This window comes from Pseudomonas synxantha BG33R (genome assembly GCF_000263715.2).
GTDB lineage: Bacteria > Pseudomonadota > Gammaproteobacteria > Pseudomonadales > Pseudomonadaceae > Aquipseudomonas > Aquipseudomonas synxantha_A.
In genome coordinates, this window is the sequence record NZ_CM001514.1 from 4,278,016 (window position 1) to 4,294,513 (window position 16,498).

6 protein-coding genes are annotated in these 16,498 nt (G+C 58.5%); 2 read left to right on the forward strand and 4 right to left on the reverse strand.

The window, feature by feature from the left end; all coding sequences use genetic code 11:
- The first annotated feature begins 15 nt into the window (after positions 1 to 15).
- Both PSEBG33_RS08795 and PSEBG33_RS08790 read left to right on the forward strand, forming a co-directional pair.
- Positions 16 to 4,851 carry a neuraminidase-like domain-containing protein gene (locus PSEBG33_RS08795; protein ID WP_005789888.1) on the forward strand — a complete coding sequence of 1,612 codons (4,836 nt, stop codon included), beginning with the start codon at positions 16 to 18 and terminating at the stop codon, positions 4,849 to 4,851.
- On the forward strand, positions 4,848 to 9,431 hold the full coding sequence (locus PSEBG33_RS08790) for a SpvB/TcaC N-terminal domain-containing protein (protein WP_005789889.1): 4,584 nt from the start codon (positions 4,848 to 4,850) through the stop codon (positions 9,429 to 9,431). The genes PSEBG33_RS08795 and PSEBG33_RS08790 overlap by 4 nt, the downstream gene beginning before the upstream one ends.
- Positions 9,432 to 9,592: 161 nt before the next feature.
- On the opposite strand, the gene PSEBG33_RS08785 is transcribed toward PSEBG33_RS08790, so the two are convergent.
- The 4 genes from PSEBG33_RS08785 to PSEBG33_RS08770 all read right to left on the reverse strand — a co-directional run bounded on the left by PSEBG33_RS08785 (position 9,593) and on the right by PSEBG33_RS08770 (position 16,421).
- Entirely contained in the window at positions 9,593 to 12,580 is a 2,988-nt protein-coding gene (locus tag PSEBG33_RS08785; protein ID WP_005789890.1) for an RHS repeat-associated core domain-containing protein, read from the reverse strand.
- Positions 12,581 to 12,704: 124 nt separating this feature from the next.
- Positions 12,705 to 15,455 carry an RHS repeat-associated core domain-containing protein gene (locus PSEBG33_RS08780; RefSeq protein WP_005789891.1) on the reverse strand — a complete coding sequence of 917 codons (2,751 nt, stop codon included), beginning with the start codon at positions 15,453 to 15,455 and terminating at the stop codon, positions 12,705 to 12,707.
- 147 nt (positions 15,456 to 15,602) lie between these two features.
- On the reverse strand, positions 15,603 to 15,896 hold the full coding sequence (locus PSEBG33_RS08775) for a BolA family protein (protein ID WP_005789892.1): 294 nt from the start codon (positions 15,894 to 15,896) through the stop codon (positions 15,603 to 15,605).
- Between the two features lie 6 nt (positions 15,897 to 15,902).
- Positions 15,903 to 16,421, reverse strand: coding sequence for a DUF2059 domain-containing protein (locus PSEBG33_RS08770; protein WP_003175221.1), 519 nt, complete (start codon positions 16,419 to 16,421; stop codon positions 15,903 to 15,905).
- Between the last annotated feature and the right edge of the window lie 77 nt (positions 16,422 to 16,498).

Here is a 16,498-nt window from a genome sequence, read left to right on the forward strand (position 1 = left end):
GCTCAAGGATTGATCATGTCTCACTCGCTTAATCAACAGCTCAATGAAAGCCTGCGCGACGCCATGCTCGCGTACTACCTGACCTACAAAGTACCTCCCGAACTAAAGGAAAAGATCACCCAGGCCGACGATCTTTACGAATACTGGCTGCTCGACGTACAAGTCAGCCAAGCAGTACCGACCAGCCCGGTAGCCTGTGCCATCTCCAGCCTGCAGCAGTACATCACACGCATCCAGCTGGGCCTGGAACCGGGCTATGAAAAGCAGGGCATGACCACGCAACAGGACACGTTATGGCGTGAACAGTTGCACACCTACGCACTCTGGAACGCCAACCAGCAGTTGCGCTATCACCCCGCCAACTATTTGGACCCGACATTACGGCGTGACAAGACCGACAGCTTTGAGCAGTTGGAAAACGACCTGAGCCAGTATCGAATTCAAGCGGATACCGTTACCACGGCGGTTCACAATTACCTGGCCAGATTCGAGGAAACCGCCAACATACGCACGATCAACGGTTATATCGACGCCGACTTGAGCAACCTGTATAGCGGCACCTATTACTTCGTCGGGAAATCGAGCTCCGCAAACACCTATTACTGGCGCTCCCTCGACCTGTCCAGGCGCGCAGGGTCGGTACTTTTTCAGGATGCCTGGTCAGGCTGGGAGAAAATCAACTTGTCGGTCTCCGACGCCACCGCCGAGCAAAGTATCCGGCCGGTGTATTTCAATAATCGGCTATTTTTCATCTGGGCCGAATGCATCCCCCCCTCCCCGACCAGTTCCGTCCCACCGACGAAAAAAAACTCAGAGAAAAAAAAACAGCTGGCCGAATGGATCAACAGCCGCTACGTCAAGTTTCGCCTCAATTTTTCTTATAAAAAGCACGATGGCAGTTGGAGCGCACCCAAAGCCTGCATTGAGGAGTACTGTGCCACTGAAGACGTCAACGCATTGCCCCCTGCCTTTCTGAAAACCATTACGCAGACGGTGGCTATCGTCGACAGTAACGGCCCCCCGGTACTGTTTTTAAGTGTGCTTGCCACCAGCCGTAAAGACCCCAAACAGCAGGAGAACTTTATTGGAAAGTTTTTCCAGGCTGTCCACGTCGACCAGTCCTTCAACATTACCACCATCGCCGATGGCGGCAGCCCCGAGCGCTATAGCGTGCTGCCCGGCTCACAGGTGGACGAAGAGATAAACCGACTCCTGGAACACTTCGATCCATCGCAGAAGACAAAAGTGCAAACTGTAGTTCAGGGCAAAGATCAAAGCGTGAGCGGGTACTACAGTGAATTGCTGCCTGACACCGCTCGGCAATACCTAACGTTCTTTGCTCATAAAAACCAAGGAAACTTGCAGTTCAAGGTAACACCCCCAAACAAGCACTCGATTTCCCCCACGGAGCAAACGATTACCGAAAACAACGACCATTGGGACTTCGAAAACAATCGAACAAAAATAAAAACACCAACAGCAAGCGACGTCTCTGTTGATTCAAACACCAATGAACTCGTATTTACTTCCACACTCACTGACAGTTTCCAGCAAACGTACGGCGTCACACTAATAAAAAAAACAAGCGGTGAGGATATTAACATCACACTGACAGTAGACGACGCACTGGATGATCCGAAAGCCACTCAACTTAAACTGACCAGTGATTCTAAAATTGACGATCCAACCAACGCGCTCCAGACTGATTTTTACGCTCTTTATTTTAAAAACACGGCCACGCATGACGAGTTCCCCAATGCTGTACATACCGAGAGCGGGTTACTCATTAAACTCAAGCCCAAGTCCAAAGACGGGAACACCATCTCGCTGAAAAATCATTATATAGACAAGAATGCTTTCATCAGTTTATACACAAGTACAGAAAACTCCATCCAGGTCGCCCTTAACCGCTACAGCAAATACCCAGACGCGAACAAAAAGACGTCGCTGCACGCACAAAATACGTTGATTATAAAAAAACCCGCCGTGAGCACATCTAAGTTACGTGCCTATAAGCACATCATTATGAGAGCCAATTTTAAAGACTATCCATTCACCGAAAAAATCAATGCCAACTCACATCAAATCATCAACTATCAGGACACTGCCCACGAAAGCCTCACCGGGTCAAATCCCGAATTACCCAGCGGGCATCGGGTCACGGCGCGTATTCCAGTGACCACGGAGGAAATAACGTCGGGCATCACCCTGATACACGGGGTGGTGACGCTTGAGCCTGCCAAAGAAGACGACTCGACAATTCTCGGCTATACCCTGAAAGCAACTACCTTGAAGTTGGCCCCTTCCACCTCTGACACATCGCTCAGTCAACACCTGGTGCCGATGATCAAAAGACAGACGTCGGAAAAACTCGGCACCGCCGAATTTATTGATTTCCCAACGAGCACCTCAACCCCGCCTGCCGACACGCCCCCCCGCCTTCGCATGAATACCTGTTTTGCCGGCAATCTGGTCAAGGCGGCCAATGTCAGCCTTGAGCATTTGTTTTCGTTAACACCGAAAACGTGGCAAGAACCTCCACTCACACCAGATGGAGCAGCAGAGGACATCGACTTTAACGGGGCTCACAGCAAGTACTTCTGGGAGCTGTTCCTGTACGTACCCTGGTTGGTTGCCCACCGCCTGAATCAGGAGCAGCAGTATGTCGAAGCCCAAGCCTGGCTCAAACACATCTTCGACCCAGCGCGGTTGGCCGATACGGACAGCGAACGCCCTGAGTTTTGGGGGTTCAACGAGCTCGTTCGTACGGGTCCGCTCCCCGGTTCAGTCACTCACGACCCACACAAACTGGCGATTCGCTCACCGGTGCATTTTCGCAAAGCAATCTATCTGCTTTATCTCGATATATTGCTCAATCGTGGCGATGCAGCCTATCGGCAGCTTACCCCCGACAGCCTGACCCAGGCCAAACTCTGGTACACGCGAGCCAACCACTTTCTCGGGCCACGCCCCCGCGTCATCACCACTGAACCGTGGGATAAAATCACCCTCGAAAGTTTGACGACGAACCGCTCTAAAGCCCTGGTAGAACTGGAGCAAACAAACCCACCAATCACTATCAACCCTGCGACCGAAGGCATCGCACTGGCTTCGCTCACGGACACCGATAATCTGTGCCTACCCTTCAATACCGAGCTGGTAGCGCGCTGGGACAAGCTCGAAAGTCGCCTGCATAACCTGCGGTACAATCTCGACATCACTGGCAAACCCTTGCGCCTGTCGCTGTACGCAACCCCGCTCTCACCTCTGAAACTGTTGGCCAGCCGCAGCAGCGGTGCCTTCGGCGAAGGAGGCGTAGCGTCGTTCATTGACGCGCAAGTCGGCCATTATCGCTTCCAGGTCATGCTGGGCCACGCGCTCACGGCAACCGAGGCGGTGATTCAATTCGGCAACACGGTGCTGAGCCTGATTGAGCGCAAGGAACAGGCTGAATACCTGGAGTTGCAGCAACAACAAGCCTGGGACTTGGCCAATATCGTCGTAACCCAACAACACCAGGCATTGTTGCTCGACGAGAAAAACCGCCAGGCACTCGGCGCCAGTCGGAGCATGATCGAATCCCGGATGCGCCACTACGAACGCCTGCTCACCGAAGGCATCAGCCCCGCAGAAGCGCACGCAGGCCAACTCTACCTGCTCAGTAGCGGATTCGAGACCGCAGGATCCACCGCCGCCGCAGGGGCCGGCATCGCGATGATAGCGCCGAACATCTTCGGTACGAGTACCGGCGGGGCACGCTGGGAGGGCCCGTTTTATGCAGCCCAAGCCTTGGCTCAAGGCACCGCGACGGTGTTGCGCGGCACTGCCGCAGACCTGGACCGTTCCGAGCAATTCAACCGTCGGGAGCAAGAATGGGCGCATGCCCAGGATCAGGCCCGACTCGAACTGGCCCAGGTCGATGCCCAGTTACAAGCTTATGCCGAGCAGGAAAAAGCCACGCGCCTGCAATTACGCCTGGCCGAGACCTCCCTGGCCCAGGCCTGGTCGAACTATCAATTGCTGGCCAAGCGCTTTACCAGGGCACAACTGTATGACTGGCTCAATGTACAACTGAGCAAGTTCTATTACCAAGTCTATGACCTGAGCCTTTCCCTGTGCCGCACCGCGCAAGCGTGCTGGCAGTACGAAGTCGCAGACTATGCGAGCACGTTTATCCAGCCCGGTGCCTGGAACAACAACTACCGCGGCTACCTGGCGGGTGAGGCCCTGAAGCTGCCGCTATTGAAGATGAATGCGGCCTATGTGAACCATAACGTTCGGGACCTGGAAATCGTCAAGACCATCTCCCTGCGTCATCGCATGATCGATTGCAAAGTCACCCCCCCCACAACAGACACAACCGGCACTCAATCATCGAGTACACAAAACACATGGGCCGAGCATAAACGACAACTGGTCGATAACGGCGCGCTGTGCTTCAAGTTGCCCGAGGCTCTGTTTGAAGAGGATTACCCCCACCACATCCTGCGGCGAATAAAAGGTATCAGCGTGTCGTTGCCCGCGACGCTAGGCCCCTATGAGGACATCAAGGCGATACTGACCCAGACCCATAACGAAATCGTATTGCCCTCAGGCGAGCGGCGCCGCGACATGCGCGCCCATCAGCAAGTCGCACTGTCCACCGGCCTGGATGACAACGGCCTGTTCACCCTCAACTTCGAGAGCCAAGATCGCTACTTGCCCTTCGAATACACCGGGGCCATCTCCAACTGGACCCTGGAATTCCCCAACCCTGCCCAGCAAGAAGCCGTACTCAAATCGATCAACGATATCGTCATTCACCTGCGTTACACCGCCAGGGTGCCAGCAGCCAGCGAGGTCAAGGCATGAACGACGATACGCTCAACCTCCAGGTCAATACCCCCGCCCTGCCCAAAGGCGGCGGCGCCATTCAAGGCACCGGCAAAGGCTGGGGCGATGTCGGCTCCAGTGGTACGGCAAGCTTTGAAATTCCCTTGCCGATCTCTCCGGCGCGCGGCTACGCGCCGGCCATGTCGCTGACCTACCACAGCGGCGCCGGTAACGGCCCCTTCGGATTGGGTTGGAGGGTACCCTTGCCGGCCGTCAGCCGGCGTACCTCCCACGGCGTGCCGGCCTACACGGGGCACGACGTACTGGTGGGCCCCGACGCGCAAATATGGCTACCCGAACGCGACGCCGAAGGTGCGATCGTCAGCCGTTCCACGACCGCTTTCAATGGTTTGCCACTGACCATCGCCTACACGGCCACCCGGTACTTTCCCAGGATCGAGAGCCAGTTCGACCGTATCGAGCACTGGCACTCGGCAACCGATACGGCAGGCTTCTGGTTGATACAAAGTGCCGATGGCAGTCAGCACTTTTACGGGAAGACCCCATTGGCGCGAATTGCCGATCCGGACCACCCGCACCATGTGGCGCAATGGTTGTTGCAGGAAAGCCTGAATACCCACGGCGAACACATTTATTATCACTACAACAAAGAAACCGATCCCTCGCGCTACCCGAGGGACTGTCGAGCCCAGTGTTACCTGGAGCGCGTCTGCTACGGCAACTTCACCGCCAAGGAGCAGGAACAGCTCTACCTCTGGCAGACCGACGATGAGCCGGGCATGGGCTGGCACTTTCAGTTGCTCTTTGACTATGGCGAACGTGACCTTGAGCTGGATAAGCGGCCGACGTATCAGAAAACCCGGGAGTGGCCGACACGACCCGATCCCTGCTCGGATTTTTCGTTCGGCTTCGAGCTACGCACCCTGCGCTGTTGCAACCAGATTCTGATGTTTCACCACTTCCCCAAAGAAGCGCAAATGGGCACCGACCCGGTGCTGGTCAAACGTCTGCTGCTGGAATACCGCACATCCAGCCATGTCAGCCTGTTGAGCGGGATCCATGAGCAGGCCTTCGACAGCGCAGGCAATAGCGTGAGCCGCCCGCCACTGGAGTGTTTTTACCAATCGAGCCAGCTCAAGGTGGACAAGAGCGGCTATAAGCCCTTCAGTTCGCTGCCCGGGCTGCATGACAGCGATCGCTATCAATTGGTCGATCTGTATGGCGAAGGCATACCGGGTGTGTTGTATCGCGCTGACAAGAGTTGGTACTACCGTGAACCGCTCAGGCCGCAGCACACGAAAACCGGCGACGAGGTGATTTACGGCGCGGCCCAGGAGTTGGCGCGGGTGCCGGTCGCCGACAGTACCCGGCCCATCCACCAGGCGCTGGCCGATGTGAACGGCGATGGCCGTCTGGACTGGCTGGTTGCCCAACCGGGGATGAGCGGCTTTTTCAGCCTGGACGAACAGCGCAACTGGTCAACCTTCACGCCGTTCGATGCGTTCCCGTCGGAATTTTTCCATCCCGCGGGAATACTCGCCGACTTGATGGGGACGGGACGTCCTGACGTTGCCATGATCGGCCCCCGTAGCGTGCGCCTGTATGCCAATCGCCGGCGAAAAGGCTTCGAACCCGCCATTGAGGTGCCTCATAAGCTCGATGACGTCTTGCCGATCGTTTCCGCCTCGTCCAACGAGCTGGTGGCGTTCAGCGATGTACTTGCCACGGGCCAGCAGCATCTGGTGCGTATCCGGCATAACGAAGTGAAATGTTGGCCGAACCTGGGTCGAGGACGTTTTGGCCAAGGGTTTGTGTTGGCCACGTTGCCGTTCCGTTATGAAGTGTTCAAAGCGTCCAATGTACTGCTCGTCGACCTCAATGGAGGTGGCGCTACGGACTTGCTGTATTTGAGCGCCGCCCACCTGTGTATTTTCCTCAATAAAGGCGGCAACGGCTTCGAGGCGGATGCGATCAAAGTCCCGTGGCCAGAGGGCGTGCGGTATGACGACCACTGTCAGGTCAACATCGTCGACGTGAGCGGCCGGGGCTGCCCCAGCCTGATCCTGACCGCCGCCCATCAGACCCCCATTCACTGGCGCTACGATTTTTTCACTCACAAGCCATGGCTGCTCATGCGCACCGACAACAACATGGGCGCCCAGGCTTCGATCAAATATCGCAGCAGTACCCAGGAGTGGCTGGACGAAAAACGCGAGCTGCTTGCCAAGGGCCAGTCTGCGATCAGCCAGTTGCCCTTTGCGCTGCTGCTGGTCAGCCAACAGGCCCAACGGGACGAGATTACCGGCAACCAGCTGACCCAGCGCGTGAGCTATCGTCAGGCTTATTACGACCGCGTGGACCGTGAGTTTCGTGGCTTTGGGCTGTTGCTGCAAACCGACACCGAGAGCAGCAAAGACACGCAACACAGCCAGGGTTTCAGCTCCCCCATGCGCACCAAAACCTGGTTTCATACCGGGCAATACATCGACATGCCCACCCTCGGCCATAGCAGTCACGACCCACAGGCCAAAGCCATGGGCCGCACACTGGTTAGTCGACACAGGGCGACGCCCGGGGCACAGCCACTGGATCACCACGACGACTTGATCAGCGATCCTGCACCACTGCTGGCACGCGAAGTGGCACGCGCACTCAGCGGCAGAGTGCTACGGGTGGAAGTGGCAGCAGCGGACCCGGCGCAAGGCACCGTGCCCTATGCCGTCACGCAACAGCGGTATCTGGTCCGTGAACTGGCACCGGCCAGTGCTCATACGCTCTACCCCCGGTTGCTGCCATTAGCGCTGGAGTCGATCAGCTATCAATATGAAGGCGTGGAAAGCGATCCCGTCTGCCAGCACCAGATCAATCTGCGCTGGGATGCCTATGGTTATTTGGTGCATAGCGTGACCCTGCATTATGCCCGCCGTACCACCACCGACAGCCCGCCACCCGCCGTGCTGGTGGATGAGCACCAGCAGCGCTGGTGGCGCGATACCCATGACAACGCGCAACAATTCTATTACCTGAGCGAAACGCTGGCCCAGCCCATTCATCTGGACGACGCACAGCAGTGGTGCCTGGCCTTGCCCTACCGTCAACGAGACAACGCCCTGGTGCTCGGCAAGACGCCAGCGCCTGGCGGGCTGGACACTGCGCGTATCGCCTATGAGGTGTTCATCGATACCAGCGTCGGGCCGTTGGCCGCAGGGGCCAGCCGCGCACTGAGCGGCTTGTCGCGCCAGTACTACCGGCAGGCCGGCGCTTTGGGTAAAACCCTGGAACCTGGGGTCGCCACTGCCCAGGCATTGACTGACTACCTGGAAACCGCCGAGCTGGATGACCAGGCCATGAGTGCCTACAACGACATTCCAGCCATGCTCAACCAACCCAAGGTGGACCTGGTGCAAAAGCTCACCGACAGCGGCTATCACGCCATGGAGCTGTTTTTTCTATTTGACGGCGAGGTGCCGCCCAAGGAAAACCGCCTGTGGTCGATTCGCCGGCACTTTCCCCGCTATGGCAAGGCCACCCAGTTTTATCGGATAAGGGCGCTGCGGGCCACGGAGGCCCATGGCGAAACAACGCTCACCTATGACCCCTACACGTTGCAAACCGTGCGCGTAAAAATGCCCGACGGTTGTGTGACCAAGGCCGAATACGACTATCGATTGCTGCTGCCGACAAAAATCGTCGACCCCAATGGCACTGTTCAAGAAGCGCTTTATGACGGTTTTGGGCAGTTACTCGCCAACACCTTTTACGGCCACGAACAAAGCCTCAGAGTGGGCTTCGCCGCCCTGGATAGCTACCGCCCGCTCAAAAATATAACGCCCGCATTGGCCATCGAACAGGCGCAAAGCGTGCTGCAAGACATGGCCAGCGCGCACTGCTACGCCCCGTTCAGTTGGATGGGTAGCATCGACTTGGCCCTGGTCAAGCCAGAGTGGATCACCAAGGGCTATCTGCTCCCCAGCGGGCATATCCGCATGAACGCGCGATCGCTCCTGCGTGGTGGTCGCCAGCCCCTCAGTGACAGTGCAAAACAGCTCAAGGCGTTGATCGACAAGGCCAGCCGTACGCCGGTACATGGGCTCATGTTGCAAGCCGACCGCTACCCCGGCGATGCCGAACAACAGGTTCGCATGACCCTGACCTGCTGGGATGGCTTCGGCCGCTCATTGCAGACCAAGCAGAAGACCGAACCAGGCCCGGCCCATGCGGTCGACGACAAGGGCAATCTGCTGGTCGACGAACTACCGGATGCAAACGCCACCTTGAAGAAGCAGCTACGCCAAGTGCAAGCCAACCCCCGCTGGCGCGTCAGCGAGCGTGTCGAATACAACAACAAGGGCCTGGTCATTCGCGTCTACCGCCCCTACTTCGCCGACAAGCACACCTACGTCAATGATCAATCCATGCGCGAGCTGGGCCACAGCGACCGACAGTTCTACGACCCCCTCGGGCGCCCGACAAAGACATTGACCGCAGGAGGATTTATGCGGCGTAACACCTATTGGGCCTGGTACACCGTCAATGAGGACGAAAACGACACTTATGCAGAGCTGAACTCCGACAACATACTGACTGATACCCCCTAAAGACCTGGGTATCTACAGAACTTTTGCTCCTGCGCCAGACCTGTAGCGGTCTGGCCCCTCCAGCGTGAGCCGTTCAAATGTGTGTGGCTTGCCTGCAAAGGCAGCCTTGAAGCCGACTGGGATGTTGAATGGGCCGCAGCGACGACCCATTCATGTTCTTGTCAGGATCGCCGGGCTGCGCCCCATCGCGACGCCAAGGTTGTATACCCGCGCCTGGCAAACGTTACGAAAAAGCCGCGCCATTCGGTCAATGATGCAAGCACGCCGCGGGCCGCCATGACAATTGTTCGAGTGGTCCGGCCTTGAGCGGCCTGGGGCAGGCCCGTCAGCGCAACGGCCAATGCCTCGACACCGGACGCGGCCCAGTGCGTCCACACCTGATTGAACATTCTGCTCAGCCCACCGTGCGCCGTCGCGACAGGATCCGGCAGCTGTACGGTTTGGCCATGGGGATCGTGGACGGCGGTCCGGTGACCGCCACGCATCATCGTTCCCATCGCCCCATCGTAGGCTTCTATTGCAGGTGAGACATTGGGTTGCATCAGCGCAGGCACTTCCCCGCCATAAACAGCGTTGGCCACGGTAGCAAGGGCATAGGCGGCCGTCGCTCCGGCGGTGCGCGTGACCCTGCCGCGCAGGGGCGTGCTGCCCCAGGAGATGCCGGTACCGTGCCCACGAAGGACCTGCTGCACCAGTTCTCTGGAGAGCGCGCGCACATGTCCGCCCAACCGCTGGACCGCCACCGGGTCCCAGCTGTGCTCGGCTTGATCACCTATCGAGTCGCCATGCATGGCATACCCCATACCCGCGGCACCTGCAAAAATAGCACCGATCTGTGGCGCATATCGCGTCCAGTTACCGGCAATACCGGTGCTCATATGTGCCGTGGACACTGCATCCAGCACCGCAACGGTAAGGCGCAAGATTTGGTTGCGTTGTGCCGTGGGCTGGACGGTACTGAAGACCGCCAGATCGACGCCCGTCGCGATTGCATTGGCGATATAGGTGGATAAACCATCGCGAATCGCTGCCGACGAGGCCGGTTGTATCCTCGGGCGCATAACCCTGCCTATATTCGCGAGCCTGCGGCTGATGGAGAGCCTGCGTATTTGTTTATCCTGCGACTCCTCCAAAGCCGATGTGGCAGCCAGCCCTTGCGCATCGACCTTGCTAACCGGATTACCGCCAACCATGGCGTACAGATTCAAGCCATCGGCATCGCCGATCGGGTCCGGGCTGATCCATCGGCATAACCACGGCGCGTAATACCTGAAGCCGTAGTAAGACAACCCGCTGGCATCGCGCTCCTTGCCCGAGTAACGGATGAACCTGTAACTCGCCTCGCTGGCATTCTTGGCCGCCCACCACGCAGTCCCGCCGTAGGGATAATAACTTTCCTGGCTGAGCAGTTGCGCCTGCTCGCCCAGTTCCAGGCTGCTGCTACCCAAGTGGTCCGACAAGCCGTAACGGATCTGCGCCTGCTGACGCCCTCCCGAAGGGTGGCGATCCCACAGCAGGACGCGCACCGTGGTCGTACCGGCATCAAGGTTGAGTACATTCAGTTGCTCACCCGTTGCGCTGTCATGGCGAATTTCCAGTCCCGGCAAGTAGCGTACCTCGGCCGTATGCACCACGCTCCTGGCCTGGTAGACCCTGCGTTTGAAGATGCGCTGGCCCGTGGCATCGTAGGCGTAGCGCTCTTCATCGTCGTTGCCGCCCTCGCGCCGCACCTGCGTGAGGCGCACCAGTTGGTTGCGCACATCCCAGTCCATCTTGTGATCGCCTGCCAATGCTTGCAGATTGCCGTTGCGGTCAAAGCCCTGGCCCAACCCCGGCGCGCTCTTGCCCTCGGCCTGCGGCAGAAAATGATTGCTGCCCGCGGCCACGCTCATCTGCCGCGTGAAGCCCGTGCCGCTGCTGGGCACATGTTGCAACTCAAGCATATTTCCGGCGGCGTCATAGCTGAACTGCTGGGTGTAGCGACGCCATACGCTGTCGTCAGCCGAGCCAAACGCCACCCTCGCTGGTAACGCCGAGCCTCCAGGGTTGCCGGCGGTTTCGCGGCCGCAAGCCTTGGTCAGTTGCGATAACGTGTCGTACTCATAAAGGCTGGCCGAACTGATTCGGGTGTTGCTGGACCATTGCGTCGGCTGGGCAAGGTCATCGATCCGCACGACGTTGCCAACGCCGTCATACTCGTAGCGCAGGTCTTGCAGCGCTGCGCCCGGTTGCGCGGGCAGATGGGCAGTCATTTGCCGCAAGCGACCATCGAATTCACGGTAGTGCATGGCACGCACAACGCCATTGCCGGCGCGTTCGCTGAGCACTTGACCCGCTGCGCTGTAGTGCCGCTGGCCCAACACCTGCGTACGCACGCCGCCCTTGGGCGTCACAAAGATACTCGCCGGTTGGCCGTCAATGCCGTAGGCGTAGTCGAAACGATTGCCCTTGGCGTCCGTGTGATGCAGGCGCTCACCCAGCGCGTTGAACCCAATGGAAGTCTGGAACCTCTCGGGCTCCAGGCGCAGCTCGCGTTGTGCATCGGGCTGCGGCCAATCCAGCGCGGCATCCGCCTTCCGGAAGCGTCGGGTCTGCTGAGCAACTTCTGCGTGCACCCCATACCGCTCGTGGAACAACGAGCCGCCGCCGTCATCGTGGCGAACCACACGGCCACAGCGGTTGCGCGCAGCCTCTTCATTCGAAGATGCAGCATAGGCAAGACGCTCGACGCACAGCGCCTGCCCGTCACTGGCCGCCTGTTCGAAGACTGCGACCGGCCGCAGATATTGATCGTAGTGATGAGCCTGGTGAGCGCCCCGTCCATCCCACTCTTCCAGTAACTGCCCGGCTTGCCCCATCAGTGTCAGTCGCCAGCCGGCATCCACGCTGTCGGTGCGCAACGCCTGTCCGCCAAGGCTATAGACCGTGCGTTGATTGGGCGCGGTGTCAGGCTGTGAGCGTGACAACTGCAACAAACGTGGGTCCCACTGTTCAATCATCAAGCCCGTACTGCCAAATACCTGACGATGAATGCGCACTTGCGGTTCAACTTCCGCTCTTGAGCGGAAGTAATCAATGTTACGAACAATTAACCCACGCGGGTCGACTGCGGCCAGGGACGGCGTATTTCGATGGATGGAATCAGACATGACCTCAGGACCTTATTGCTGAACAAGTAGTCCTGAGAGCCTAGGGATGAGGGGATCAGAAAGGTGGTGCTGGAGGATGCTTTTGTGTATCCAGTTACTGGCATCGCCCCGACCCGCTCACGTGTCAGCGTGCCGCCCGCCCTGACACCCTCGGACGGCTGGGTTTGTAGCGACGCCAAGCGGACGCGTTTGACTCCCAAGGCGCGTCGACCCGCTGTTGGTTTTGATAGAACGTCACGCGACCTGCCAGTTGCAGACGATGCCGATAAAGCCAGCGCAGCTCGGAGGCCGTGGCAGATACCCGCTGCTTGCTGACGACGGCTTCTATATTCAAATTGTCGAGAGCGAAATGGACCATCGCCGCACTTTGCGGGCTAGTCAAGGTTTCCAAAGCCGATTTGCTGCTTCGCGTGACGATTTTTTGCTGGATGGCCAATAGGTCTGTGCCAATGTGTTGGCGAGCCGTGGCCTCGAGTGAATACCTGCCTGCGGCAAGATCACTGACAAACCTCCTCGCGAATTGCTGGTTGCAGGAAGTTGACGTACAACCTGAATACTTCGAAACAATGCCCTCGTAAAACGGCCGGACGCCGACCGAAAGCTGCTCAATGAGCTCGGCCTTGAGTTCGTTAGCTTTCGCTGGATCATGTGGATCTTGCGTCAAGTCGCTGAATAGCTCCGCATTCGTGTTACGAAATGCAGAGAAGGCGCGAACGGGAGGCGCCAGCCCGGCAGTCCAGCGCTGCAGTTCCGCGCCTGAGAAATAGGCCACCATCGCATCCCCGCGTGCACTCAGCTTCGACCAGAAACTCCTGTAGGCAGCAACCGTCGCGGCCAAGCCAAAGAGAATATCGCCTCGACCGGGTTGGAATTGCTCGCCAAACGTCGTTTGCGTGCCATCGGCATCCCTGAATCCTACGGGATTGCCCCGGGCCATCGCATACAGGTTCAAGCCGTCCACATCGCCCATCGGGTCCGGGCTTATCCAGCGCTGCAACCACGGTGCGTAATAACGCGCACCGTAGTAGTACAGGCCCGTGGCGTCGCGCTCCTTGTCGGAGTAACGGCGAATCTTAGGGTGCCCCCGAACGATATTGCTGGTTGCCCACCACGCCGTTGCGCCATAAGGAAAGTAATGCTCCTGGCTCAACAAGCGAGCCTGCTCGTCCAGTTCCAGCGCACAGCTCTTGAGGTGATCCAAAATGCTGAATCGCAGTGAGTGGGTACTCATCTCGCTGGGCTTGCCCGACTCCCATTGCACCACGCTGACTCGCCCACCGCCCGTATCGATGTCCAGCACATTGAAGCGCTGCGCTGTTTGCTTGTGTACTTGCAGGCCTGGCAGGTAATAGGTTTCCTGGGTGTAAGGTTTTGCACTGGCTTCACGGCTGCGAACCTTGAGTGCGCGCAGACCCTGGCTGTCATACAGGTAACTTTCCACATCAGGGTCACCGCTCTCACGCTGTACCTGGGTGGCGTAGGTCAATTGGTTGCGCACATTCCAGGCCGCCTGCTGCGTGCCGTCGAGCGACAGCTGATTGCCATTGGCATCGAACGCCCCATTCCATTGCACCTGCCGCCCTTGCACTACGGGCACAGCGCGGTTCGTGAGCGCCGCCACTTGCATTTCGCGGGTATAGCCTGTGCCGCTGGAGGGCACGTGTCGAAGGCGCGTCAGATTGCCCGCCTCATCATAGACATAATGCTGGGTGTAATTGCGCCAGAGCCCCTGATCCGTCGCCCCGAACTGCACCTGCGTCGGCAAAGCCCGGCCCCCGGCATTGGCGCTGTTTTCCCGACCGCTGGCCTGGATCAACTGATAAAGCGTGTCGTACTGGTATCGATTAACCGCATCAATCCGGGTGTTGCTGTGCCATTGAGTCGGTTGCGCCTGGTCGCTGAGGCTGAGGATGTTGCCGGCCGGGTCGTACTCATATACCAGTTGCTGCAGCGGCGTGCCGGCCTGCCCTTGGCGGTACACCTCAAGTTGCTGCAAACGACCGTCGTGCTCGGCGTAACGGGCGACTTTGGTAACGTTATTGCCCGCCCGCTCGGACACGGCTTGGCCACTGGAGTTGTACACCCGCTGATTCATCAACACTTGGCGCTCGCCGGTCTTGAAGATCAGCAGCATTTCCAGCAGCCAGCCCTGTTGCCCATAGCGCCACTGTAGGCGGTTGTCCTTGGCATCGGTCTGCTCCAGCATTGCACCCAGCGCATAGTATCGCCAGGTGGTGGTATAGGCCTGGCGTTCCGTTAGCAGATCCTGTGCCTCATCGCTGTGTGGCCAGTCGACCAGAGCGATATCGGTGCGAAACCGTCTGGTTTGCTTGATGAGGCGCTGATCGATCGCGTACGCCTCCGCCAGCAGCACACCCGCCGGGTCCGCATGGCGAATCAGCCGTCCACAGCGATTGCCGACGACCTCGGCCGGGATGGCGGGCGCGTACGTCATACGCTCGACACAACGGGGTGTCGGGTCCTCTGCAGATTGTTCGAACACCGTCACAGGGCGCAGCAAACGGTCATAGTGAAACGCCTGGAGGGCGCCGCGCGAGTCCCAGCTGTGCAACCGCTGCCGAGCTGTACCGTACAAGACCAAGCGCCAGCCGGCATCCATACTCTGGGTTCGCACGGTTTCACCGGACAGGCTGTAAAGGTTCGATTGCGCCGCCACCCCGGTCGAGCCAAGAGCGAACTGACGTGGGTCCCACTGTTCAAGTAAAAAACCACTGGCACTCAACACCTGGCGATTGACCCGCGGCTGAGGGGAGTCCGCGAGCGTTGCACGATGATACTGCACAGTGCGCACGGCTAACCCGCGAGGGTCAATGGCCGTCAAGGTAGGCGTATTTCGATGAAGGGCGTTAGACATGAATTCATGACCTGTTTTGCACTAAGGTCAACAAATCCTAGAGGTACCGGCCTCGATAAAGGGGTATAAAAAGAAGCCGTGTGTAACCAGATCCTGACACCACCTATCGAGGCCAGCAGGCTTGGCACCTGCTGGCCTCAAAGGTTTTCAGTGCCCGCCGGCGCAGGTCGGCGAGGCCGGGGCTGCGTCGATTTTCGCCCATTCCTCAGGCGTGTAGGTATGCAGCGCCAACGCATGAAATTCGCTCATCAGGTCACCGAGGGTGGCGTAGACCTTCTGGTGGCGCTTGACGCGGTTGAGCCCTTCGAACTGCGGGCTGACCAGCACGGCCTTGAAGTGGGTCTGCAACCCACGGCTGTGCATGTGGCTTTCATCCAGCACACTCAAGTGTTGCGGGCCCAGGGCGGCGAGCGCCGTTTCGATACGCTGTTGCATGGTCATTGCTGCTTACTTCTTCTTGGCCGGTGCGGCGGCTTTTGGCGCCAGCTCATTGGTCATGTCTTCCAACAGCTTGTTCACCACCGGTACGGCGCTTTCCAGTTTGGCCTGGGTCATCTGGGCCGATTGCTGGGTCAGCTGCGGCATTTTTTCCAGGACCTTCTTGCCAAGTGGCGACTGGTAGAACGCTACCAGGTCCTTGAGCTCGGATTCGCTGAAGTTGGTGGTGTAGAGCTTGACCATATCAGGCTTGAGCTTCGGCCAGCCGATGGCCTGGTCCAGGGCGGCGTTGGCCTTGGCCTGGTAGCTGTCCAGTACGGACTGCTTGGCGGCAGGCGCCTTGGTCTGTTCGAAACGCTGGGCGAACATTTGCTGCACTTGCATGTACACCGGGGTCCCCAGCTTGTCAGCGTGGGCCAGGGTAAGGAAGGCTTCGGCACTGGCGTTGTGGCTGGCGGTATCGGCAAAAACCTGGCCGCTGGCGCAAACCAGAGCAACCGCGGTACAGATGGCACGAAGACGAGTCATCGAGTTTCCTTTTCTAGCAGGCGAGGTAAGACCCCAAGGGCGCCCATTCTGCGCCTAAAAAACCTCGCGGCTCAACC

What these genes read in the sequence shown, in the direction of transcription:
- PSEBG33_RS08780 (WP_005789891.1), bottom strand. Translation starts at nt 15,455, where the DNA reads ATGTCTAACGCCCTTCATCGAAATACGCCTACCTTGACGGCCATTGAC.
- PSEBG33_RS08790 (WP_005789889.1), top strand. Translation starts at nt 4,848, where the DNA reads ATGAACGACGATACGCTCAACCTCCAGGTCAATACCCCCGCCCTGCCC.
- PSEBG33_RS08785 (WP_005789890.1), bottom strand. Translation starts at nt 12,580, where the DNA reads ATGTCTGATTCCATCCATCGAAATACGCCGTCCCTGGCCGCAGTCGAC.
- PSEBG33_RS08775 (WP_005789892.1), bottom strand. Translation starts at nt 15,896, where the DNA reads ATGACCATGCAACAGCGTATCGAAACGGCGCTCGCCGCCCTGGGCCCG.
- PSEBG33_RS08770 (WP_003175221.1), bottom strand. Translation starts at nt 16,421, where the DNA reads ATGACTCGTCTTCGTGCCATCTGTACCGCGGTTGCTCTGGTTTGCGCC.
- PSEBG33_RS08795 (WP_005789888.1), top strand. Translation starts at nt 16, where the DNA reads ATGTCTCACTCGCTTAATCAACAGCTCAATGAAAGCCTGCGCGACGCC.